The organism is Nocardia sp. CY15, from assembly GCF_009829295.1.
GTDB lineage: Bacteria > Actinomycetota > Actinomycetes > Mycobacteriales > Mycobacteriaceae > Nocardia > Nocardia sputi.
Genome location: NZ_VUOT01000057.1, coordinates 1 through 23223 on the forward strand (window position 1 = coordinate 1; position 23223 = coordinate 23223).

Below are 23223 nucleotides of genomic sequence, written 5' to 3' on the forward strand. Positions count from 1 at the left end.
CTGCCGAAATCCGGGTCACGCGACGCACGACCGGCCGAGCGGGTGCTTCGACCTCACGACGCACCGAGCCACACAACGCAGCAGCGAGAAGACTCTACTGAGTTGACATCCGTTAGGAACTCAACGGGCAGCGCTACGCCCACCGTAAGGAACTCGTCGCGATCCTCGCCGGACGGATCGCACCGTGGTCGCGGAAGGAACTGGCCCTGCGACTCGAGCAGGCCGGCGTGGCCGCCGCGCCGGTCAACACCGTGGACGAGGCGCTACAGGCCCCGCAGACGCGCCATCGCGGCCTGTTCCTCGAGACGAAGGACTATCGAGGTGTCGGTGTACCGGTCAAGCTGAGCCGATCACCGCACCGCACCCCGCGCCCCGCGGTGCCGCGCGGCGCCGACACCGCGGACGTGCTGAGCGCCATGGGCTACAGCGCCGAGCGGATCGCAGCGCTGCGGGCAGCTGGTATCTTCGGAGACCCGTGAGCGAGCGAGCCGAGAACACGGCAACGGATGGAGTGCGGGACGTCGGACGGGCCACCGGCCGAGTCGTCCAGGAAATCGAGCGCCTGATCGTGTCCGGGGAATTGCTGCCCGGCCAGCCGATCCGCCAAGTCCTGATGGCCGAGCGGCTCGGCGTCAGCCGGTTGCCGATCCGGGAGGCGCTGCGCCATCTCACCGCCGAGGGTTTGGTCGAGCACGAGCCCAACGTGGGCTACACAGTGGCGCGTCTACAACAGTCGGACTTCGACCAGATCTACCTCATGCGTGCCGCGCTCGAGCCCGAGGTGCTGCGGTCGCTGCCGCCGTTTTCAGAAGCCGCCCTCGCCGAGGTCAGCCGGGCCGCCGAACTGGTGGTCTCCGCCGCCGAGCAAGGCGACGTGCTCGCCATGCGGCTGCACAACCACGCCTTCCACTTCGCGATCTTCGAGCGATCGCCACTGAACCTGGTGGTCGCCGAAATACGGCGGTTGTGGACGCTGGCCATGCCCTACCACGCCGCCTACCTCTACGACCCGGCCGCCCGCGCCCGCGTGGTGGCCGAACACGACCAGATGATCGAAGCGCTCGCCCGCCACGACAACGAGCGGCTCGTCGAGTTGATGAACGAGCACCGCCGAGGTGGGGAGACGAGCACCGGGATCATGTTGCGCGCCACGCGCACAGCTACGGCTCACCCGGCCGATCCCACCGTTCCCGAGGAGTAGAGCAGTGACTGTTCCGACCGAGCATCCGCCGTACCGTTTCGCCTGGGATCCCGATGTCGCCGTGCTCGTCGAACGGATCGAGCGCAACGCCGCGGCTCCGGCGCGCACCGTCGGTGTCGAGGCGGCCCGACGTTCGCTCGAGTCCATCGTGCGCCCGCCCGGCCCGGAGATGGCGGCGGTACACGACGCGGTGGTCGATGGTCCACACGGCACGATTCCGCTGCGCGTCTATCGCCCGTACGCGGCCCCGAAGACGGGGGCGCCCGCACTCGTCTGGTTCCACGGCGGCGGCATGATCATGGGCACGCTGCGCTCCTTCGACCGGCTCGCCCGCGATGTCGCCCACGCCACCGGTGCGGTGGTGTTCAACGTCGAGTACCGGCTCGCACCCGAGCACCGCTACCCCGTCGCCAACGACGAGGCGTACGCGGCACTGGGCTGGGTGAGCGAGAACGCCGCGGCTTGGGGCGTCGACGCCGCCCGTATCGGCGTCGGCGGCGACAGTGCGGGCGGCGGCCTGGCAGCGGCGACCGCGCTGCGCAGCCGGGACCTGGCCGGGCCGGCCATCACCCAGCAGGTGCTGTTCTATCCCGGCGTCGAACGACGCACAGAGCGTCCGTCGATGCGCGAGTTCGGCGATTCCCCCTTTCTCACCGCTGCGGACATCGACTGGATGAAGGACTTGTATCTGGGCGAGGATCCAGCCGCCGACGACGCCTATGGCGTACCCGCGCTGGCGAATTCGCTCGCGGATCTGCCGCAGGCCATCATCGCCGTCGGCTACGGCGATCCGATCCGCGACGCCGTCGAGGCCTACGGTGACCGGCTCAGGGACGCCGGCGTGCCCACCGCACAGCTGCGCTACCCGGGCGTAGGCCATGGCTTCGCCATGCAGACCGCCTCGGTCGCCCGCGCTCGGGCGGCGATGGCCGAGGTCGGCGCACTGGTGGCGGCGCGTTTCCGGCAGGCGTAACCGGCACGACAACATGACACCGGCCCCGGAGCGGATGCTCCGGGGCCGGTGTCTCCTCGTGCCCGATGCTCAGCCGCGCACCGGCGCCAGGAGCTTCTTGAGCGGAATGGTGTTGTCGGACAGAACCTCTGGACCGGGACGATGGCCCCTGCCGAGTGCCGAGCGCAATGCCACAAAGTCTGCCGGAGAATTCAAGCATTCGGCGGCGACCAGCACGTCATCGGTGAAGTACAGCGCGACCCGGCGACGCGGGCGATCCGGGTCCACCCGCACCAGCATCGAAGTGTGGCCACCGATGAGACCCGTGATCTGCAACTTGTGATCGCCTTGATCGGACCAGAACCACGGGGCGGCCCGATTCGGGACCGCCCTGCCCAGCAATACCGCCGCTGCGGTATTGGCCTGCTCGACCGCGTTGTCCACCGACTCGAGCCGGTAGCGGCTGCCGGTGCAGGATACGTGAGTGGTGCAGTCACCCACCGCCAGCGTCCACCCGTCGGAGGCCAGGCACCGCTCGTCGACGACGATTCCGCCGTCGCATTCCAGCCCTAACTGCTCGGCCAGCTCGGTGCGCGCTTCTGCCCCGATCCCCACCAGCACGGTCACTGCCGGTATCTCACGGCCGTCGTCGAACCGCACCGCACGAATCCCGTTGTCCCCGTGCAGGATCTCCACCGGATCCGCGCCCAGCACGACCTCGGTGCCCATCGCGCGATGGGCGGCGAGCAGGACACCGGCCGTGTCCGGGCCCACCGCGCGAGCGAGCAGCCGCTCGCCCGCCTCGATCACCGTTACCTGCGCCCCGAGTGCCCGCGCGGTGGCGGCGACCTCCAAGCCGACGAACCCGCCGCCGACGACGACCATGGGCCCGGCCTGCACCCGGGTGGCGAGCGACCGGGCGTGGTCCAAGTCGCGCAACACCAACACGTCGGGATGGTCCGCGCCCGGCAGCGTCAACCGCCGCGCTCGCGCCCCCGTCGCCAGCACCAGCCGGTCGAACCGCCGGATGAGGCGCTCGCGGTCCCGGGAGAACTCCACCTGTACTCCCGCCGGGGTCCGCTCGAGTTTCTCCACCCGCGCCCCGGTGATCAGTTCGATCTTCTGGTCCGCATAGTGGGCGGCGCCGCGCAACAGCACCGAGTCACTGTTCGCCTCGCCCTTCAGCCATGCCTTGGACAGCGGTGGCCGCTGGTACGGAAGGTGTGGTTCGTGCGAGATCAGTGTGATCTCTCCGGTGTAGCCCTCGGCGCGGAGGCGATCGGCGAGCTGCACACCGGCGTGCGAGGCCCCGACGACCACGACGCTGTGCGGCGCCGACGCCTCCGCACCAGGAATGTCCTGCGCTGCGGTCATCGTTCAGACCTGTTCCTCGGGGATGGTCACGTGCAGGTCGATCCCCTCCGACAATTCGAGCTGGCAGGACAGGCGTGAGTTGTCCTGCCGGTCCGATGCCGTGCAGTCCAGCATGTCGTCCTCGTCCTCGGTGGGCGCCGGAAAGAACACAAGCTCCTTTTGATCGAGGTAGACGTGGCACGTGGCACACGACAGCGTGCCACCGCACTGGCCCACGATGCCGTTCACGCCGTTCCGTACAGCGGTCGACATGACCGAGTCGCCGGCGACGCCGTCGACGACCTTCACCACGCCGTCGGGCTGGGTGTAGAACACTTTCGGCATCGCTGCTCCTACCAGCTGACCGGCAGATCGACGACCGGCTGGGTCAGATTGTCCATGTCGACGACGGCCTCCCCCTCGAGCTTCAGCCCCGGCAGGCGCTTGAACAGCTCGGCAAGGCCGACCTGCATCTCCATACGGGCCAGCGGCGCCCCCAGGCAATGGTGCAGGCCGTAGCTGAGGGTCAGGTGGGGATTATTGCTGCGACGGATATCGAAGACTTCGTCACGTTCGAGGGCCACCCCGTCGTGATTGGCACCGGCCGGATCGACGAGCACCGCTTCACCCCGGGCGACCAGCTGACCGTCCAGTTCGAGGTCCTCGGTGGCGACGAACGGAACGAGCGCGCCGGAACCGATGACAGTTTCGCCGAGCGCCATTCGTCCGTGCCGGAGGATCTCCTCGACCGCGGTCGGCGCAATGCCGTCCGGGTCCTGCAGAAAGAGCTCGAGTTGATCGCGGTTGCGCAGCAGCGACAACACACCGGCGCAAATGAAGTTCGCCGTGTTGTCGAAGCCGCCGATGATGAGCACCAGCGCGATCGGCAAGATCTCGGCGTCGGTGAGGCTGTCGTCCTTGTCGCGGGCGTTGGCCAGATCGCTGAGCAGATCCTCGCGCGGGTTCTTCCGACGTTCCTCGATCAGCCCCATCATGTACACGACCAGCTCGGTCATGTTGGCGACGACCTCTTCTTCGGGCATGTTCGCCACGGCGAGGGTCGACGAGCTCCACTTCTGGAACTTGGGCCGGTCCTCCGGCGGCACACCGAGCAGGTTTGCCAGCATCTGGATCGGCAGCGCCACCGCGTAATCGTGCACCAAATTGGTCGGCGCGCCCTTCGCGACCATCTCGTCGATCAGATGATTGGCAAACTCCACCGCCGAATCGCGCATGGCCTTCACTCGCTTCGGCGAGATCGAGCGCTGCACCAGCTTGCGCAGCTTGGTGTGATGCGGCGGATCCTCGAACTGCAGAGTGGTCCGCAAGAAGTCCGGGAACTCCACGAAGTAGGGGGTCACGCGCTCACCGGTGCGGAACGGCTCACGCACGAACCGGGGGTCGCTCAGCATCTGCCGCGCCGCTGCATTGCGGTGGATGATCCAGGCGTCTCCGCCGAACGGCAACGTCATCTTCGTCATCGGACGATCCGCGGCTATGGCGTGGTACCGAGCGGACGCTTCCTCCGGAGTGACCGCACCGAAGGGGTATTCAGTGGCCGCTGTCTCGGTTGTACTCATGTGATGGCTCTCCAAGGGGACGTCGGGACTCAGGAGACCGGCAGCTGGGCCGGGGCGACGACTTGCGGCACGGCCTGCGGCGTGATCGCCATGATCTGCTCGAACTGCTCCGCCACGGTCTCGACGGTGAGCGAGGGATCGTGGATGCCGACGGTGTTGACCAGGGCCAGCCGGTTCACGATGCCGCCGGCCACGTTGAACACTTCGCCGGTGACCTGGCAGTCGGGATGGACCAGATAGGCCACGACCGGGGCGATGTGCTCGGGCAGCATCGCCGTGCGCATGTACTCCATGATCTCCGGCGTCAGCGTGTCGGCGGCGGCCTCGAGCATCCGCGTGCTCGCGCCGGGGGCGATGGCGTTCACGTTGATGCCCACCTCCAGGCCCTCGAGCGCGAGGTTGCGGGTCAGGCCGAACAGCGCGCCCTTGGAACCGCCGTAGTGCGACATCCCCGGGTTGCCGAGCATCGCCTGCGAGATGGTGTTGACCACGCGCGGAGCCGCGGCCTCGAGCAGGTGCGGCCAGGCCGCGCGGCACAGCCGCATCGCGCCGAAGTAGTGCACGTCCAGGTGGCGCTGGTACTCCTCGTCCGGCACCTCGCGGAACGGTGCCGCGCGGACGATGCCGGCGTTGTTGACGACGGCGTTGATCGCGCCGAACGACGACACGGCGGCGTCGACCAGGGCGCGTGCGCCCTCCTCGGTGGACACGTCGGCGGTGCAGGCGACGGCCTTGCCGCCTGCGGCGGTGATCTCGGCGGCGACGGCCGCGGCCGGATCGTCACCCTCTACACCCGAACCGTCTGTGCGAGCGCCCAGGTCGCCCACCACCACAGCGGCGCCACGGGACGCGAGCAGGAGCGCGTTCGCCCGGCCGATGCCGCGGCCCGCGCCGGTCACGATCACGACGCGATCGCTGAAATCCAGAGTTGCCATTGTCTTTTCCTCGTGTTCCTGGCTGTGTCGGTCGGATCAGGGGCGGGTGTCGCCACCGCGGTGCGCCACATCGGCAACCCAGATGCTGCCCAGGGCCTCCCGCGCCGACTTTTCGAAGTCGAAGACCTCGAAGCCGACCGTCATGTAGAGCGTGTTCCGGTCCGGACCGCCGAGCAGGCAGGCCGAGGCGATACCGTTGTCCAGCGGCATGGGGACCGCGTCGGTGAGGCCCTGCTCGGTGAAGCGCGCGACGTAGCCGCCGCCCGGCAACGCCGCCCACACGCCGCCTTCGGCATCGAGACCGATGCCGTCGGGCATGAACGGGCAGGAGGCGAAATCCCGTGGGTTGGAGAGGGTGCCGTCCGCGGCGCGGTCGATCACGGTGATCTTCAAGGCCATGACCTCGGCGGTGTAGACCTTGGTGCCGTCGGCGCTGATCGCGATGCCGTTGGCGCACAGCAGCGGACCCACCTTCTCCGGGGTGCCGACAGTGCCGTCCGGCTCCACCACCACGAGCGGCGACGGCTTCGGCTCTTCGCCTTTGAAGAGGTCGAAGCCGAGCTGGGTGATGTAGGCGCGGCCGTCGGCGTCGACCACCATGTCGTTGGCGGCGGCCGAACAGTACTGCGAGATATCGGCGTACACCGACAGGTCGCCGGGGTCGCCGCCACCGTGCACCAGCACCAGCTTCTCGTGCATGGACACCACGATCAGGCGGCCGTCGGGCAGCCAGCCGAACCCACCGAGCACGATCGGGACATCGGTGTCCGAGGCGCGGCCGGTCGCGTCGACAACGACGGTGGCGTTGCCGTCGGCGTCGAGCGTCTTGAGAGTTCCGGTGTACATGTCCGAAAACCAGAAGGTGCCCTCGTGCCACCGCGGGCACTCCGGCCACGAGTATCCGCTCGAAACCCTGCGGGCCTCGAAGGTCGTGGCGCCGGCGGCGGTGACGGCGGCAGCGACGGTGTCGACGGGATTGGTCATTGTCTGGGCCTTCCGGGGAAGCGGTGACCGATTTCGACGGCTCCGCTGACGGCGGAACCGGTACGCGCGAGCTGGAACTCACGCGTGAACTGGGTCACAAGGACTTGGCATGTCAGGACGATAGGGCCCGCATCACTCCCCGAGCGCCGCGCTCCCATTCAGCGGGAGCACCGGCGAGCCGGGTGGTTCTCCTCCCGACGAGCGGAACGGGCGGTGTGCACGCGCTGCCCGGCTTGCTGTCATGAACGAGCTGCGACGAGGGGGACGGCACCGCACGGAAAGGACCTGCCACCATGCCCGATCATTCCGACCATCAAGCCATCATCGATGTGCTGAACCGCTACAGCTACGCACTCGACACCCGTGACTGGCCGCTGCTCGAGGAGGTCTTCCACCCCGACGCGTCCGGCGACTACGGCGGCTTCCAGGTCGAAGGCCGTTCGAAACTCATCCGGATCATCTCCGGCTATCTCGACCCGTGCGGCCCCTCGCAACACCTGCTGGGCAACCACCGCATCACCGTAGATGGCGACGAGGCGCAGTCCAGTTGCTACATCCGCGTAGTGCACATCGGCGCGGGTGAGCGCGCGAATCTGCAACCGTACGAGTCCATCGGCACCTATTACGACCGGCTGCGGAGGACCCCCGAGGGCTGGCGAATCACCCACCGCCGCTTCGACGTCCGAATCGAACTCGGCGATATCGCCGTACTCGGAGCGCCGCTGAACGCATGAGCACACGACCGGTGAGAGGATACGCCCACAACTATCTCGTGCTAGTTGTAAGAGTCTTCGCGCTCGCTACCGCTCATCCGAGCTAGGACCCACCCCAATTCACGCGCCTAAGCACAACGAGGCAACAAACGGGCCAGTTGTCTCCACTCCCGCGCTCTTCCCGCGCCCGTGCACAGTCGCCGAAGGCCCCTGGACGCCGGTAGCCAGGATGGCCGGGGGATCGCGCGAATGTCCCGGTCGTCGTTCGAGCGGGCTACTGCCCGAGGGACTCGCTCGACACGATGCGGGGGCGGCAGTGGGAGAACGCCCCCGCCCCATGTCCGGTCATCCGTCGCCGAGCGGCCACGCCCCTCTCGCCGCCGTCACCAGCCTCGGCAAGCACATCTTCTGGACCAGGTCTATTTGGAATGCCCGGCCGACTCCACCGGCGGTGGACGATGCAAGGTCAGTCGACCGGTATGGTCAGAGCACGCTTTTCATCTGTTTGGCGACAATGTCCGCCGCGCGCCGAGGTGCGAGCCGCGCAAGCCGATCCAGCAGGCTGGCATCCCGGCCGACGAGTACGCGGAAGCTGCCCTTCTCCAGGCCCGCGACGATCGACTCCGCGGTTCGCTCAGGTGTCGTGACCGGAACCTTGCGACCACCGGTGTCGATCATCTCGACTCCGGAGTTACCGGTCAGGGCGGTGCTGATATTGCCGGGAAAAACTGTGGTGACAGCGACATTCGTGTCCAAGAGTTCCTGGTACAGACCTTCGCTGAACTGTTTGACAGCTCCCTTGGTAGCGCTGTAGAAGGTCTGACCCGCAAAGGGGACCAGCGCGGACAGGCTCGAGATGTTGACCAGCCCGGCTTGCGGCCGTTGCCGCAGTTCGGGCAAGAATGCCAGGCACATGTTGACCGTGCCCCAGAAATTGACCTGCATGACCCGTTCGATCCGGCTGCGGTCGAGGTCTGTGACCGGAGCGAACGGGTGAATGATGCCCGCGACATTGATCAGCGCATCGATCTGCCCGTGTGCGGCGATGACCGCGGCGGGCAACGCGTCCACCGCGGACCCGTCAGTGACATCGGCGGCATGCAGCGACACCCGATTGCCCCGCGGCCCGGCCAGCGAGCGAGTTTCCCGCAGCCAACCCTCCTGCACGTCGATCAGTGCGACGCGTGCTCCGCGTTCGAGTAGTCGCAGCGCTGTGTGCCGCCCGATTCCGTTGCCGGCGCCGGTGACGGCGACGACCTGTCCCTCGAGTCGCATGTGCCTCTCTGTCCATATCGTTACGTGCCGGTCCCGCGGCGTGTCTCGGCTGTTTCTGGAACTGCTTCTTCGGCAGTGCCACAGCGACACTGCGGACATCCCGCGGCCGGGGGCGGTGGCGCATGCCCACCGCCCCGCTGGTCTCTCGGAGTGCCCTGTGCCTCAGGATCCAGCGGCCGCGCGGCCGGCCCGGCGGCCGTAGAAGCTGCCGTCGCCGAGCGAAGCGCCGCTGACGTAACCTCCTGCGGCGATGCCGGAAGTGCAGCGCCCCGCAGCGAAAAGACCAGGAATGGGCTCCCCGGACACATGCAGAACCCGCGAGTCGAGATCGGTCCTCAAACCGCCGAGGGTGAAGCCGCCCGTGCGATTGCGCAGGTCGTAGGCGGCCAGGGGCGTCCCGATCGGCTTGACCCACTGGGACTTCTTGCCCAACAGCGGGTCGGCGCCGTCCTTGGCATGACGGTTGTAGACCTCCACGGTCGCCTGCAAAACCCCGGCGGGGAAGCCGATCTCGGACTCCAGCTCTTCCACGGACTCCGCTACCCACGTGGGCGGCTCACTGCGCATCGCCGCGGTCGTGGAAACCGTGTCCTGCGACTCCTCCAGCGCGGACTCGTCGATGATCAGGAATGCCTGGTTGCTCTGACGGATCAGCGTCGCCTGCCCGATGTGACTGGGATAGGAGTCCTCGGGGATGTATCGCTGACCGCGCCCGTTGACCAGGATTCCGCGCGCCATCATCTGCGGGTCGGCGAAGATGGCAACTTCGATGGCATCCATGTGGGCCAGCTGAGCACCGAGCGCTTGGGCGACCCGGATGCCGATGCCGTCGTGCTCCTCGATGGCAGCCGCGGGCCGGTTGATCAGCAGCGGTGTGTACGCCTCGACCATCTGCTGGTTGTAGGCGAAGCTACCGGTCGCCAGCACCACACCCCGGCGGGCGCGAATATGGACGAGCCTGCCGTAGCGCTTGGCGGCGACGCCGACGACACGACCGCCGTCACCGACGATCAGGCGCTGCAGACGAAGGTCGTACTCGGCGCGCACACCCAGTGACTCGGCCATATCGGTGAGCGGCTTCATGAGCATGTAGCCGCCCCCCTTCTCACCGGTGTGCTTGTCCGCCATCTGAGGAAGGTGGCCGCGCGGCGCCGGGGTTGCGATGGTGTTGTACGGCGCGGCGTTCTCGCCGCCGGAGAACATCAGCCCCTGGTCGGCAGGCGGCTCCCAGCCCGGTTCGCCCCAGAACTCCTCTTTGAAAGGGACACCCTGCGCGACCAGCCACTCGAAGTGCTCCACACTGCCCTGGCAGTAATCGTGGATCTTCGCCTCGTCGACGCCGGGCCCGAGGGCGGCCGTCATGAATTTCTCCATGTTCTCGGGCGTGTCCTCGAAGCCGAGCGCCTTCTGCAGCGAAGTGCCTCCGCCGAGATAGATGAACCCACCCGACAGCGCCGCCGCTCCGCCCCACCCGCCGGTGCGCTCGAGCACCAGGACGTCAGCACCCGCACGGGCTGCCTCGATCGCCGCACTGACCCCGGCGACTCCGTAACCGACGACGACCACATCGGCTTCGTAATCCCACTCGGCGACCGCTGCCATCTGTTCCGGGTGGACACTTCCGACGTCCGACATATAACACTCCTATTCCGTAATACCGGCGATCAATACCGCCGCTCGATCGAGGGCTGCGGTGATGCGCGAGAGCGGGACGAGCCGATTCGCGTCAAAGCGGCCGGCGAAGCGGCTTCATCGGGAGGCGACGCACACCGCACAGCAACGAGCAGGTGGGGCCTCCCAGCCATCCTCGTCAACTCGATCGCGCCCAGTATCGTCAGCGCCGGATCGGCGACGTTCGGAGATTCCCACTCAGTGAGAGGGTTCCGCGCCGTTCGCCTGGGACGACGCGAATGGCCCTCAAACTGTGGCGTCGCCACGATTCACGGCCGGGCTGGCTCGGTCCGGACGGCCCCGACGATGATCTCGACGAACTCGGGTCGGCAGATCAGCAGATCGGGCAGGTACGGGTCCGGCTGGTTGTAACGCAGCGTAGTGCCGTCCAGACGGGAGACGTGCAGGCCCGCAGCGGCGGCGACCGCGACAGGGGCGCAGGAATCCCACTCGTACTGGCCTCCGGAGTGCAGGTAGGCATCGGCGGCGCCTTGCACCACGGCCATCGCCTTCGCCCCGGCCGACCCCATCGGCACGGGGATCGCCGACAGCTCGGTGACGACGCGGCGCACCAACTCGGACGGGCGGCTACGTGAGATGGCGATACGCAGAGGACCCGCCGACCGGGATGGCGGCGCCGGAGGTTCACCGGTGTGCAGAACGAGCCCGGCTCCCGGCAGAGCGACAGCCCCCGCCACCGGAACATGGTCGACCGCGAGCGCAACGTGCACCGCCCAATCGGTGCGCGGCGGTTCCCCGTATTCACGAGTGCCGTCGAGCGGGTCGATGACCCAGACGCGTCGTCGGTCCAGCCGGGAGCGATCGTCGGGGCTCTCCTCGGACAGGACCGCGTCGTCGGGGCGTAGGCGATGGAGGTATTCGAGCAACAGTTCGTTGCCGTGCCGGTCACCCGCGGCGCCGCCCTGCTCCCGAATGGCCAACAACCGCCGGCCGACTTGCGACGCCGCCTCAGCGGCAACAGCGTGGTCGTCCATCTCCATCTACCGCGCTCTGTCCGGATCGAGTTTTCCGGCTGTTCGCAACAGATCGATGACCTGCTCGGCAAGAGCTTCCGGGGTGTGTGCTCCGCCGGAGTCCAGCCGCAGCTCCGGGGATTCCGGTACCTCATATGGGGAATCGATGCCGGTGAAGTTGGTCAACTCACCGCGGCGCGCCTTGGCGTACAGCCCCTTGTGGTCACGGGACTCGACGACCTCGAGTGGAGCATCGACGTGCACTTCGAAGAAGTCCTCGGCGCCGACGCGTTCGCGTGCGAGATCGCGCTCGGCGAGGAACGGTGCGATGAACGAGGTCAGGACGATGAGTCCGGCGTCGGCGAACAACCTGGCGACCTCGATCACCCGGCGGATGTTCTCGACCCGGTCGGCGTCGGTGAATCCCAAATCGGCGCTGAGACCGTGCCGGACGTTGTCTCCGTCGAGCAGGTAGGTGTGGAACCCCTGCTCGTGCAGGCGCTTCTCGACGAGATTCGCGATGGTCGACTTGCCCGCGCCGGACAATCCGGTGAACCATACGACCGCGGGTTGCTGTCCTTTCGCCTGCGCTCGCACCTGCTTATCGATGTCGACGTGCTGCCAATGAATATTGCCGGCCCGGCGCAACGCGAACTTCAGCATCCCCGCTGCCACGGTGTCGCGGGTGAGCCGGTCGATGAGAATGAATCCACCCATGTCCCGGTTCGCCGTGTACGGGTCGAAGGGGATTCGCCGATCCAGATGCAGATCGCAGACCCCGATCTCGTTGAGTCTCAGGGCGCGCGCGGCGGTGTGCTCGAGGGTATTGACGTTGATCGTGTATTTCGGCCGGGCCACCTGGGCAACGGCGCCGCTGGTGGCCAGCTTCATCTCATAGGTGCGGCCGGGAAGCATCGGGCGCTCGCTCATCCACACCAGATGCGCTTCGAACTGATCGGCGACCTCGGGGGGTGCGCTCGCGGCTGCCAGGACGTCCCCGCGGCTGACATCGATCTCGTCGGCGAGTACGACTGTGACGGACTGGCCGGCGACGGCGAGGTCGAGGTCACCATCCGCGGTGACCACGCGGGCGATCGTACTGTCACGTCCGGAAGGCAGGACCCGAACGCGGTCGCCGGGACGGACAGAGCCGCCGACGATCTGGCCGCTGTAGCCGCGGAAGTCGAGGTCGGGCCGGTTGACCCACTGCACCGGCAGTCGGAACGGCCCGCCGCTGACGTCATCGTCGACCGGAAGCGATTCGAGGTGGCCCACGAGCGTGGGCCCGGTATACCAGGGTGTATCGGCGCTGGTCTCGGTGATGTTGTCTCCCCGCAGCGCCGAGATCGGAATGCAGGTGATTTCGGTGAGGCCGATGCCGGCGGCGAACTCGCGATAGTCGGCCTCGATCTCGTCGAACCGTTGTTGCGAGTAGCCGACCAGATCGAGTTTGTTCACCGCGAGCACGATGTGGCGGATGCCGAGCAGCGAAACCAGGAAGCTGTGTCGACGGGTCTGCGTCAGGAGCCCCTTGCGGGCATCGACGAGGATCACCGCGGCGTCGGCGGTCGAGGCGCCGGTGACCATGTTGCGGGTGTACTGCTCGTGTCCGGGAGTGTCGGCGACGATGAACTTACGCTTCTGGGTGGAGAAGAAGCGGTAGGCGACATCGATGGTGATGCCCTGTTCGCGCTCGGCGGCCAATCCGTCCACCAGTAGCGCGAAATCCAGTTCGCCGTTCTGGGTTCCGACGGTTCGGGAGTCTTGCTCCAGCTGAGCGAGGTGATCGGAGAAGACGAGTTTGCTGTCGTAGAGCAGACGGCCGATCAGCGTCGATTTGCCGTCGTCGACGCTGCCACAGGTGAGAAACCGCAACAGCGACTTGCGCTCGTGGCGGCGCAGATACTCTTCGATGTCGGTTGAGACGAGGTCGTCGGTGGTGTGCGCCATCAGAAGTAACCCTCTTGCTTCTTCTTCTCCATCGACGCCGAACCGTCGTGGTCGATCATCCGGCCTTGCCGCTCGGAGCTGGTGGTCAGCAACATTTCCTGCACAATGGCGGGAAGAGTGGTCGCGGTGCTGGGAATCGCGCCGCTGAGTGGGTAGCAACCCAGGGTCCGGAAGCGCACCATGCGGTGCTGCGGTTGTTCCCCTGGCTGCAGCCGCATCCGATCGTCGTCGACCATGATCAGCGTCCCGTCACGCTCCACCACCGGCCGGGGCGCCGCGAAATACAAAGGGACGAGCGGAATCTGCTCACGGTGGATGTACTGCCAGATGTCGAGTTCGGTCCAGTTCGACAGCGGGAAGACGCGCACGCTCTCGCCCGGGCGTTTGCTCGCGTTGTAGAGCCGCCACAGCTCGGGGCGCTGCCGTTTCGGGTCCCAACGGTGCATTTCGGAGCGAATGGAGAACACCCGCTCCTTGGCCCGGGACTTCTCCTCGTCGCGACGCGCTCCGCCGAAGGCGAGATCGAAGCCGTACTCGTCCAGGGCCTGTTTTAGCCCTTCGGTCTTCCACATCTGGGTGTGCAGAGCCGACCCGTGGTCGAAGGGGTTGATGCCCTGAGCGACACAGTCGGGATTGCGGTGCACGATCAAATCGAGATCGGGTTCGGCGGCAACCGCGTCGCGGAAGGCGTACATAGCCTGGAATTTCCAGGTGGTATCGACGTGCAGGAGTGGGAAGGGCAAACGCGAAGGCCGGAACGCCTTGCGCGCCAGATGCAGCAGGACCGAGCTGTCCTTGCCTATCGAGTACAGCATCACAGGACGCTCGCTCTCGGCGACTGCCTCACGGATGATCTGGATGCTGTCGGCTTCCAGCCGCTGCAGGTGGGTGAGACCCGTGGGGTGCTCGTCGTGGACCAGGGTCGTCATGGTGACTCCAGTGATTTCGATTGAATGCGACGCTCCGAGGTCGCGGGTCGGATCGTCAGACGCAGTCGGACGCGCCGTCGACGACGAAGACCGCACCGCTGGTGTACGAGCTCTGCGCTGTGCACAGGAACGCGATAGTGGGGGCGATCTCGTCGACAGCGCCGAAACGCCCGACAGGTATGTGCGCGAGTTCCGCGGCGGCGGTCTCGGGGCGCATCGGCGCCGTCATCGGGGTCCGAATCGTTCCCGGCGCGACAGCGTTGACCCGTATCCCCTCACCCGCCCAGGCAACGGCGAGGTTGCGCGTGAGGCTGATAACGCCCGCCTTGGCCGCCCCATACCCCGGCACGATCGGCACGGCGCGCAGCGCGGCCATCGAAGCCAGATTGATCACGCAGCCGCCACCCGCCGTGGTGGACGCGGCCAGCTTCTCCCGAAGCGTCAGTGTCACTCGGTAGGTGCCGATCAAGTTCAGTGCCACTGAGCGTTCGAAACCTTCGGGCGACCTCTCGTCGAGCCCGCCGGGGAAGTTGGCACCGGCGTTATTGATCAGAACGTCGAGGGTCGAGATACCGGTGACCAGCTCGTCGATCGACTCCTCGTCGGTGAGAACCAATCGCCGGTAGTCCACACCAGTCAGGTCGGCGTCGTACTCCGCCGCGTCCGACCGGGTTCCGGTCACGATGACATCTGCGCCCGCGTCGCGCAACAGCAGCGCGGTGGCGTGTCCGATACCACTGGTCCCACCGGTGACCAGAACCTTGGTTCCGGTGAAGTCGAAATGGATGTCGTTGGTCACGAGTGGATCCCGATCTGCTTGGTGAGCCACGCCGATTCCCAGAAGTTCGTGCTGCCCTCCAGCAGCTTTCGGTGCGCCCGGACCAGCAAATCCTTGGCCGCTTGATGCTCGGGTTGCACCTGCACGATCGCTTCGACGAGGTGGAGTGCGTGGACCGGCCGACCGGCTTCCAGGTGGCCTGCCGCCCGCTCGAGCAGAGCGTCGGCCCCGGCCATCTCTACGAGGTCGGCGGCTACTTCGGCGGGTGCGACATCGTAGAGCTCGGTTGTCGAACGGTGATGGAACCAGCCTGAGTAGTTCTCCCAGATCGCGCGCACGTTCCAGGACACCTTGCCGTAGCCCTCCCCTACCGCCAGGGCAGGTGGAAGGGTGATCTCGCGCATCAGGGTGTAGACGTCTTTGCCCGCGTTCATTCCCGCGACGACCGCGTCGCACAGGTATTCGACAGCGTCGCGCAGTCGGGTGAGTTCCGCCCGGATCCGCTCCGCGCCGACGATGGGCTCGAAGTGTCCCGTCAGAAGGACTTCGGCGTCGAGGTCGCGGACACGGTCGATGGAATCGATCACTGTGAGTGCGTCGCGGTAACGGTCGCCCCGCATGGTTACCAGGTTCGGGATGTGTCCGAACAGTGCGCCGAAGGTATTGCCGGACAGGCAGATCCGCTCTTCCGGCAGCCACAGGACCATGGAATCGGTGGTCTCGCCCCCCGGTGTGGCCAGGAACTCCAGCGTGCGGCCGCCCACGGTCAGCGTCAGATTGTCGTTCACCTCGATGTCGACGTTCGGGGTGCTCTGATCAGGCACATGGCCGAAACGGTTCTGAGTCGCGATTCTGCCCGCCATGACCTTCTCGGTGAAGGCGAACGAACTCCTGCTCGCCCGATAGGCGGCGAGCCGCTGGTTGTCGTCGCGCCAGCGCCGCCAATCGGCCTGGGCCACGACAAGAGTGTCGGGATCGCGCAGTTGATCGAGGCCACCGACGTGGTCGTAGTGGCCCTGCGTCAGCACTACGTAATGAATCGGCGAATCATCCACCGCATCGAAATTGGCACGGTGTACAGGGGATTCGAAGCCCATGCCGGTGTTGACCACCACGCGGCCGCTGTCGGTGGTCAGCAGGTAGGCATTACTCAGTCCCGGTGAGCACCAGATCCCTGGCGCCACTTCGGTTGCCTGTTCCGCGGTGGCGGCGGCCATCTGGTCGGCGCCCGGGCGGCTGAGGTGAATCGGCGGCAATGTTTCGAGTTCGCTACTCACGCCATTGTCCTTTCAGAAATATTCGGATCACTGCTGCTATGAATTCGCGCCTTCGACGCGCACATCGAAAGCGTCGAAGTAGTAGTCGAAGTGCGTACGCAACTCCTCGGCGGTGACGCCGAAGTGCCCGGGCAGGTCGTATCGGATGCGACCGTGCTTGCCACGAGGGTTGTTGTCGAGGTAGCCCTGGAAACGTTCGCGGACCTCGCTGGTCAGTTCCACTCCGGCACGGTCGTACAGCTGCTCGAGCAGCAGGATCTCGTTGCCGTTCAGATGGTGGAAGCCGATATCGATGCGCCGGTCGGCGGGTACGAGATCGCGGTCGTTGACGCTGGCGCTGAGCAGCCGATGCACCCGGTCGGTCCAATACTCGAGCAACCACGCCGGTTCGATGCTGCGACGGCGCAGCCGATCCGGGTAAGCCATCATGGTGATCGTGGACTGGATCACCGCGACCGGATCCCGGTGGGTGAAGGCGACGGTGGCGTCGGGGAAGGTCTGCATCAGCGAACCGAGCTGCTCACTGTGCTGCGGTGACTTCAGTACCCATGTGCGCGGGCCTCGCAGGAACGTCAACGCCTGCAGCACTTTTCGCATGTACGCGTAGTGTCTGTGCTGGTCCAGCCCGAGATAGAAATCCCGCCAAGCCGGCACCCGGGCGTACCACTCCAGAACGTAGCTCGCGCAATCGAGGTCGAGCAGCTCCACCTCCTCCTCGATCGCTTCGGGGTAGCGATCGTGCATCGCCGCGAGCACCGGCGAACTGGCTTGCAGCGCGTCGTGCTGATCCTTGGCCTGGCGGTAGCGCACGTCGAGGCCGTCCGGGCCGGGTCCCTCACCAGGCAGTGGCAGCGGCTCCTGACTCTCCCAGTACGGCAGCGACCGACGCCGGGGGTCGGCGGCGATCAGGTTGACCAGATGAGTGGTGCCCGAGCGCGGCATTCCGACCACGATGATGGGCTTCTCGATCGGGATCGACTCGATCTCCGGATAGCGCTTCAGCAGGTCCACCAGCGACAGTCGGTTGCGCAGCAACCGCACCACACGCGAACGCAGGGTGCGGCGGCCGAGCTGCGTCAACCCTTCGTCCTGCTCCACTGCGCCCACATAGGCGGAAAGGCGCTGCCCGAAGCCATCACTGTCATCGAGATCTGTGGCGCCGGCTTGCGCCGCCGCCTCCTCGACTATCCGGTCGATCTCCAGGCTCACCGGGTGGGCTTCGGCGTAGGCGAGGAACTTCCGCTGGACCTCGCTGAGGCGAGGGGCAGTCAGATCGTCCAGGACTATCGGTTGGGCGGCATCGGCCATCGAGAGTGCCCCTCCACATCTTGCGTGCGTCGGATATTCGACTTAGCATTCGAAAGTACGACGCCAATATGGCAGGTGCCGACCCGGGCCGTCAAGGGCTCCGAGTTCGGCATCGAACCCGACCAGGAGGTTGCAATGAGTTCCACCATCAAGCAGGTCCGCGTCCACGGGCCAGGCGCGGTCAGCCTGGACCATGTCGAGCTGCCGGAGTGCGGACCGCGGGACGCGGTCGTCGAGCTACGCGCCTGCGGAATCTGCGGTAGCGACCTCGGCTACATCCGCCTCGGCGGCGTCGCCGGCCCCGGGCCCGACCCGATGCCCCTCGGCCATGAGATGTCCGGTGTGATCACCAGCGTCGGTTCGGAGGTGACCGACCTGCGGCCGGGGCAGCGCGTCGTCGTGCACCCCGGCCGAGATGACATCGGCCGCATCGGGAACGGCTCACCCGAAGGTGGATTGGCCGACGCCGTGCTCGTACGGGATGCTGCCGCCGGCGATCGGCTGTTCCCCATCCCCGACGACATGCCCTTCGAGATCGCCGCACTGGCCGAGCCCGTAGCGGTAGGTATGCACGCTGTCGACCAGGCCGACCCGGCGCCCGACGACGCGGTGGCGGTATTCGGCTGCGGCCCCATCGGTCTGGCCGCCATCACCACGCTCGCCGACCGCGGTATCGAGCGCATCGTCGGCATCGAACCTTCGGCCACACGTCGCCGCCTCGCCGAGGCCCTCGGGGCGCGCGCGACCATCGACCCGACCACCGACGACGTGTGGAAGCAGCTGCGCCAGCTGCATGGCACCACTCCGACGATGTCCGGCGACACTGCTGCCACTACCGGTTTCATCGAAGCGTCCGGGGCCGGGAAGGTGCTGAGCGACATCATCGCCAATGCCGGGCGGGGCTCGCGTATCTCGGTGGTCGCGGTCCACTATGCCCCTGTAGAGGTCAACTTCCTCCACGTGCTGACCAACGAGCTCACCATCCGCGGCTCCATCGAGTACCCGCCCCGTTTCCGCGACGCCATCGACCTGCTGGAGCGACGAGACCTCACCCCGCTCATCAGCCACCGCTTCCCGCTCGAAAGCATCGATGACGCCTTGAACACCCTGAAACAGGACCGTGAGTGCGGCAAGATCCTGATCGAGATGAACCGGTGATGGCCATACTCGACGCTCGCTCCGATGCGTCGAGTATCCGACGTATAGTTCGCGCCGTGACTACCGACGCACCGCAGCGGACCGAACGGCAATCCCCGTCGCCACCGACCGACCGTGTCGTCGCGATCATGCATCTGCTGGGCAGCACACCGCAGCGGTCCTACTCGCTGGCCGAGATCGAGCGCACTCTCGGTATCAGCCGCGCCACTGCGCACGCGATCCTGTCCGCGCTCGTCGGTCACGACTGGATCGTGCGCGACCACGACAGCGGTCACTACAGCTGGGGGCCGGCGATCGCCGCCCTCGCACGCCCGGCCGGCGCCACCTCCCGCCGCATACGCGGCCGGCTCGGGGAACTCGCCGCCAGAATCGGCTGCGAGGTTCTGCTGTTCCAGCCCCAGGGCGACGCGCTCGTCGTCATCGACACAGCCGGGTCGACAGCCGCATCCCCCCCGATAACCGCCGGATTCACGGTGCCGCTGGTCGCACCGTTCGGCCGGGAGTACATCGCCTTCAGAACACCCGAAGCGCAACAGGCCTGGCTCGATCGAGTGGGTCCGACCGACCCGGCCTTCGTCACTCGCATGACCAGGGTTCTCGCGCGGGTCCGCGACCGCGGCTACGCCATCGAACGGCGTAGCCATGCCTTCGGCCGCGTCTACGCTGCCCTGCACGCACTCAGCGGCGAGATCGACGCCATCACCGCGCGCCTGGCCGGCGCCGTCGCCGATCTGACCGTTGTCGACTTTCTCGACGACGAGCTCATCGACGGCAACGACCACACCGTCGCGACCATTTCGGCACCCGTCCTCGCCGGCACCGGCGTCATCCCCCTGACCATCACCGCAGTCGTGGTGCAACCATTGACCGCCGAGGCGGTGACAGCCCTGGGCTCCGAGATCCTCGCAGCCGCCGCCGATATCAAGGACCTTGTGAACACCTACGGCGACGCCTGACCGGCGGGTCGAACGCCGCAGCTCCGATCATTGGTCTGCGGCGCTTCCGCGAGGCGTCGATTCCTGATGGATTCGATAGTCATTGGTGCTCTGAGCGTCGTTCGATCCAGACGAGAATAGCGTCGGCCGAGTTGTGGCGGAAGCACTGCTATCGGCTCGGGATTCAGCCCATCGAATATGTTTCGGGGCCCCGACTGTCGTCAGTCACGCATTCGGCACTATCGGGGCTGGCGTGCGGGAGGCGGTCATGAGGCCGTGTCGGTCAGGTTGATAGCGAGCACACGCAACGGGCGGGTCGCGGTCGAGGGCTTGACTCGGAGCTGAGTGAAGCCGGCGTGGGAGAGCATGTCCTGGAGCTCCTGGGCTGCTCGGACCTTGGTGTCCCGGGTAGCGCCGGGGCGGCTGACAACGGTGCAGTCCACCAGGCGGTGTGGAGACTACACGGCGGCACTACCTGCCGCCCCGGCGCGTTATGCGTACTTTCACCGCCCAAGCTGCGAACAGTCGTTCGCACCACATACGCGGCAGCATTCGAAGGTCTTCGACAGTCGCGGTGACAAATTTCAGTCATGAGGGCACGGCAATTCGCCGGCCACTCCCACCGAGCGGAACGCATCCCCCATACAGGGGAGCCGGTCTGCTGCCATGAGCAGGTCGAGGTGGCGAGAGCGCCGCCGGGAAAGGACTCCATGTCATCGGTCGAGCAGATCACCGCGGTAGTGCGCGAGTACGTGTCCCGCCTGTCCACCGGCACCTCGGCGGACATCGCCGCCCTTACGCCGACGACGCCACTGTGGAAGACCCCGTAGGCGGGGAAGTCCGGCGTGGACGCGACGCCATCGCCGCCTTCTACGGGCCGCTCGACGCCGTCGACAACAGCGCGGAGCTGCTGGTGATCCGGGCTTCGAACACGTGGGCGGCATTCCACATGCGAGTCACCACGACGACGCCGGACCAGGTGATCACCGTAGAGCCCATCGATGTCATGACCTTCGACACCGACGGGCGAATCGCCAGTATGCGCGCCTTCTGGAGCCCCGGCGATATCGTCATCTCAGCCCGCTGAGGGCGGCGTCACCGCCCCGCGGCGAGCCTCGCCGCCACGCGCTCCCACACAGTCGCGTCGGTGCGCGGGCCGCCTGGGGTGTGGCACCGTAGCGCGCGATCTCGGCCACGATATCCAACGGAGCGGTCATAGCGGCGCCCGGCCGCAGCGCCTCCTCGACGTGTTCGTCCGGAACCAGCCAGCAGACCTCGAACTCGATACCGTCGGGATCGTGACCGTACAGCGCCTCGGTCGAGCCGTGGTCGGAGGCACCGGTCTCGGCACCCGCACGCACGAGACGTCCCCAGACAGCCGCGAGCTCGGACAACGTCGCGACCTCCCAGGCGACGTGATACAGGCCAACGGTGCCGGCCGCCGGGACGGCGGGTTCCCTGGACTGGAACAGCCCCAGATCGTGGTCATTGACCGACCCCGGGCACCGCAAGAAGGCACCACCGTGGAAACCGCCCGACAGACGTTCGAACCCGAGCACACCCTCGTAGAACTCCCGGCTTCGCTGCAGATCCGAGACGTAAAGAACGATGTGGTTGATTCCGCGCATATGCCTGTGACCTCCTCCACGGCTGCTTCGCTCGTCCGTTCACTCGGCCCCGCAACACGTTGTCCATCTGTCCGACAACCATTCTGGTCGACCAGCGAGGGGCCAGGCAGACGAGCCGGTCGAGCGGGTGCACGTCCTGCCCGACGAGCACACGGGACGCTGTACTTCGCTCTCCCAGCGATGACGAGTTCTGCCGTTCGTTCAGGGCTGGTCGCCCTGACCATTCGACAGCAGAAGCACGGAGAGTATGCCCCGACGTCGAATATCATTGCGCGTGTCGCTGTGAACTCAGGTGATGCTTTACCGAATGTGATCAGTTGATGCTTGACCGTTGTTGGGTGTGGCGCCTTTGCCTGTGACGTAGAAGCGGGTGATCGGTTTGGTGCTCCGGCGGGGCCGGACCGCGATTTCTTCTTCGCCGTGCAGGACGCGCAGGTGGGTGTCTTCGACCACGACGGTGACGAGCTTGCCGCGGTGACGTGGCCCGAGCTTGATGCGTTGACCGGCCACGAGGATGCGACCGGATTTGTGGACACGACGTTGGGCGCGTAGCGATCCCGCAGGCAGCGGGGCGGGCGGAAGGGGGCTCGCGGTCGTCCGGGCGCCGCGGACGCGGCCGAGTTGGTCTCGGCCGATCGGGCAGGGCCAGGTGCCCGCGAGCGCGCCGTCGGCGATCGCGTGCATGAGGTGGCCATCGAGTCGGAGGATGATCGTGCGGCCTGCCCAGGCGAAACCGACGACGTGGCGATGTCTGGCGATCTGCGCCGTGCCGTCCCGGGTCACGACTCGTTCGATCTCGATCGCTTCACCCGGCGCGATCATGGTGGCGCCGTGGGCTTTCCGCAAAGCCGGAGCGCCGGGCGCGTGACCAGCGCGGCGTGCTCCGCGCATTGTCAGCGCTGCGAGGTGCTCGGGTAGCAGTCGGGAGGGGACGGTGCGGATGAGTTGCCCGTCGAGGGTGACGTGGACGCTGCGGGAGTCGGCCCAGATCGTGACCACGCGTCCGATGTAGTTGCGCAGGCTGATCGACTGCCTACGGTGCGTCAGCGTCAGCTCGCCGCTTGCGGGGACCCGGGCCTCCCATTCGATCGCGCACTCGATCGCGGCCGCGGCAGGCTCGATCACGTTCACGACTTCCGTTGGCGCGCAGTCGATGTCGTCCGGGTTGTTTGTGTCGGGGATGTCGAGGCGGGTCGGCCCGTTGGGCCGGAACAGGCTGCCAGGGGTGGCCATATCCAGGGCCTGGTGAGGACGGTGGTGGTTGTAGCCGACGATCCAGCCGTCGACCGCGGCCTGGGCAGCGGCCAGCGATTCGAACGGGGAGACGTGATCGAGGAATTCCTCGCGCAGCGTCTTGTGGAAACGTTCGATCTTGCCCGTCGTGGTCGGTGACCGCGGTTTCGTGCGGCGCTGGGTGATGCCGTATTCGCGGCAGATCCGTTCGAACAACACCTCCACCGGCTGCGGTTTGATCCGGGCGCCGGTGAACTGGGCACCGTTGAGTTCCTAACGGATGTCAACTCAGTAGAGTCTTCTCGCTGCTGCGTTGTGTGGCTCGGTGCGTCGTGAGGTCGAAGCACCCGCTCGGCCGGTCGTGCGTCGCGTGACCCGGATTTCGGCAG

General features: G+C 66.7%; 21 protein-coding genes and 2 pseudogenes. 8 read left to right on the forward strand and 15 right to left on the reverse strand.

The window, feature by feature from the left end; all coding sequences use genetic code 11:
- Nucleotides 1-134: 134 nt before the first annotated feature.
- From GVY39_RS32580 to GVY39_RS32590, 3 genes and pseudogenes are all read left to right on the forward strand, one after another.
- Nucleotides 135-479, forward strand: a pseudogene (locus tag GVY39_RS32580) (CoA transferase); the annotation flags it as partial.
- Entirely contained in the window at nt 476-1201 is a 726-nt protein-coding gene (locus tag GVY39_RS32585) for a GntR family transcriptional regulator (protein WP_159930854.1), read from the forward strand. The pseudogene GVY39_RS32580 and the gene GVY39_RS32585, both read left to right, overlap by 4 nt.
- 4 nt (nt 1202-1205) lie before the next feature.
- Nucleotides 1206-2174: an alpha/beta hydrolase gene (locus tag GVY39_RS32590; RefSeq protein WP_159930853.1), complete on the forward strand. Its 969-nt coding sequence runs from the start codon at nt 1206-1208 to the stop codon at nt 2172-2174.
- Nucleotides 2175-2243: 69 nt separating this feature from the next.
- Here the strand turns inward: GVY39_RS32590 and GVY39_RS32595 are convergent, their stop codons facing one another.
- The 5 genes from GVY39_RS32595 to GVY39_RS32615 form a co-directional block, all read right to left on the reverse strand.
- Nucleotides 2244-3527 (reverse strand): NAD(P)/FAD-dependent oxidoreductase, encoded by a 1284-nt coding sequence (locus GVY39_RS32595; protein ID WP_159930852.1) that lies wholly within the window; start codon nt 3525-3527, stop codon nt 2244-2246.
- 3 nt (nt 3528-3530) lie between these two features.
- Nucleotides 3531-3851 carry a 2Fe-2S iron-sulfur cluster-binding protein gene (locus GVY39_RS32600; RefSeq protein ID WP_159930851.1) on the reverse strand — a complete coding sequence of 107 codons (321 nt, stop codon included), beginning with the start codon at nt 3849-3851 and terminating at the stop codon, nt 3531-3533.
- Nucleotides 3852-3859: 8 nt separating this feature from the next.
- Complete coding sequence (locus tag GVY39_RS32605) at nt 3860-4987, reverse strand: cytochrome P450 (protein WP_236565806.1); 1128 nt, start codon at nt 4985-4987, stop codon at nt 3860-3862.
- A 128-nt stretch (nt 4988-5115) separates the two neighbouring features.
- Nucleotides 5116-6021: an SDR family NAD(P)-dependent oxidoreductase gene (locus GVY39_RS32610; RefSeq protein ID WP_159930849.1), complete on the reverse strand. Its 906-nt coding sequence runs from the start codon at nt 6019-6021 to the stop codon at nt 5116-5118.
- Between the two features lie 36 nt (nt 6022-6057).
- A complete protein-coding gene (locus tag GVY39_RS32615) occupies nt 6058-7005 on the reverse strand; it encodes an SMP-30/gluconolactonase/LRE family protein (protein ID WP_159930848.1) in 948 nt (315 codons plus the stop codon).
- Between the two features lie 293 nt (nt 7006-7298).
- Here GVY39_RS32615 and GVY39_RS32620 point away from each other — a divergent pair, with 293 nt between their 5' ends.
- Nucleotides 7299-7739: a nuclear transport factor 2 family protein gene (locus tag GVY39_RS32620; protein WP_159930847.1), complete on the forward strand. Its 441-nt coding sequence runs from the start codon at nt 7299-7301 to the stop codon at nt 7737-7739.
- Between the two features lie 462 nt (nt 7740-8201).
- Here GVY39_RS32620 and GVY39_RS32625 read toward each other — a convergent pair whose 3' ends face one another.
- From GVY39_RS32625 to GVY39_RS32660, 8 genes are all read right to left on the reverse strand, one after another.
- The gene (locus tag GVY39_RS32625) at nt 8202-8993 is read right to left on the reverse strand and encodes an SDR family oxidoreductase (RefSeq protein WP_159930846.1); all 792 of its coding nucleotides are present in this window, start codon (nt 8991-8993) and stop codon (nt 8202-8204) included.
- 162 nt (nt 8994-9155) lie between these two features.
- A complete protein-coding gene (locus tag GVY39_RS32630; RefSeq protein WP_159930845.1) occupies nt 9156-10628 on the reverse strand; it encodes an FAD-dependent oxidoreductase in 1473 nt (490 codons plus the stop codon).
- Nucleotides 10629-10933: 305 nt separating this feature from the next.
- Nucleotides 10934-11659: a 3'(2'),5'-bisphosphate nucleotidase CysQ gene (locus GVY39_RS32635; RefSeq protein WP_159930856.1), complete on the reverse strand. Its 726-nt coding sequence runs from the start codon at nt 11657-11659 to the stop codon at nt 10934-10936.
- Nucleotides 11660-11665: 6 nt separating this feature from the next.
- The gene (cysN, locus tag GVY39_RS32640; RefSeq protein ID WP_159930844.1) at nt 11666-13588 is read right to left on the reverse strand and encodes a sulfate adenylyltransferase subunit CysN; all 1923 of its coding nucleotides are present in this window, start codon (nt 13586-13588) and stop codon (nt 11666-11668) included.
- Nucleotides 13588-14517, reverse strand: a complete 930-nt coding sequence (gene cysD / locus GVY39_RS32645) for a sulfate adenylyltransferase subunit CysD (RefSeq protein ID WP_159930843.1) — start codon at nt 14515-14517, stop codon at nt 13588-13590. The genes cysN and cysD overlap by 1 nt, the downstream gene beginning before the upstream one ends.
- 55 nt (nt 14518-14572) lie before the next feature.
- Nucleotides 14573-15316, reverse strand: a complete 744-nt coding sequence (locus tag GVY39_RS32650; RefSeq protein WP_159930842.1) for an SDR family NAD(P)-dependent oxidoreductase — start codon at nt 15314-15316, stop codon at nt 14573-14575.
- Nucleotides 15313-16551 carry an alkyl sulfatase dimerization domain-containing protein gene (locus GVY39_RS32655; RefSeq protein ID WP_201295433.1) on the reverse strand — a complete coding sequence of 413 codons (1239 nt, stop codon included), beginning with the start codon at nt 16549-16551 and terminating at the stop codon, nt 15313-15315. Before GVY39_RS32655 ends, GVY39_RS32650 begins: the two co-directional genes overlap by 4 nt.
- Before the next feature lie 57 nt (nt 16552-16608).
- Complete coding sequence (locus GVY39_RS32660; protein WP_159930841.1) at nt 16609-17880, reverse strand: sulfotransferase; 1272 nt, start codon at nt 17878-17880, stop codon at nt 16609-16611.
- 135 nt (nt 17881-18015) lie between these two features.
- On the opposite strand from GVY39_RS32660, the gene GVY39_RS32665 reads away from it, so the two are divergent.
- The 4 genes from GVY39_RS32665 to GVY39_RS32675 all read left to right on the forward strand — a co-directional run bounded on the left by GVY39_RS32665 (nt 18016) and on the right by GVY39_RS32675 (nt 21060).
- Entirely contained in the window at nt 18016-19038 is a 1023-nt protein-coding gene (locus tag GVY39_RS32665; protein ID WP_159930840.1) for a zinc-binding dehydrogenase, read from the forward strand.
- Between the two features lie 56 nt (nt 19039-19094).
- Nucleotides 19095-19994 carry a helix-turn-helix domain-containing protein gene (locus tag GVY39_RS32670; protein ID WP_236565805.1) on the forward strand — a complete coding sequence of 300 codons (900 nt, stop codon included), beginning with the start codon at nt 19095-19097 and terminating at the stop codon, nt 19992-19994.
- Between the two features lie 569 nt (nt 19995-20563).
- On the forward strand, nt 20564-20803 hold the full coding sequence (locus tag GVY39_RS35480) for a hypothetical protein (protein WP_369412195.1): 240 nt from the start codon (nt 20564-20566) through the stop codon (nt 20801-20803).
- A complete protein-coding gene (locus GVY39_RS32675; RefSeq protein ID WP_369412194.1) occupies nt 20788-21060 on the forward strand; it encodes a nuclear transport factor 2 family protein in 273 nt (90 codons plus the stop codon). Before GVY39_RS35480 ends, GVY39_RS32675 begins: the two co-directional genes overlap by 16 nt.
- Before the next feature lie 8 nt (nt 21061-21068).
- Here the strand turns inward: GVY39_RS32675 and GVY39_RS32680 are convergent.
- Nucleotides 21069-21601, reverse strand: a pseudogene (locus GVY39_RS32680) (VOC family protein).
- Between the two features lie 300 nt (nt 21602-21901).
- Nucleotides 21902-23059 (reverse strand): integrase core domain-containing protein, encoded by a 1158-nt coding sequence (locus tag GVY39_RS35485; RefSeq protein WP_370523859.1) that lies wholly within the window; start codon nt 23057-23059, stop codon nt 21902-21904.
- Nucleotides 23060-23223 lie beyond the last annotated feature (164 nt).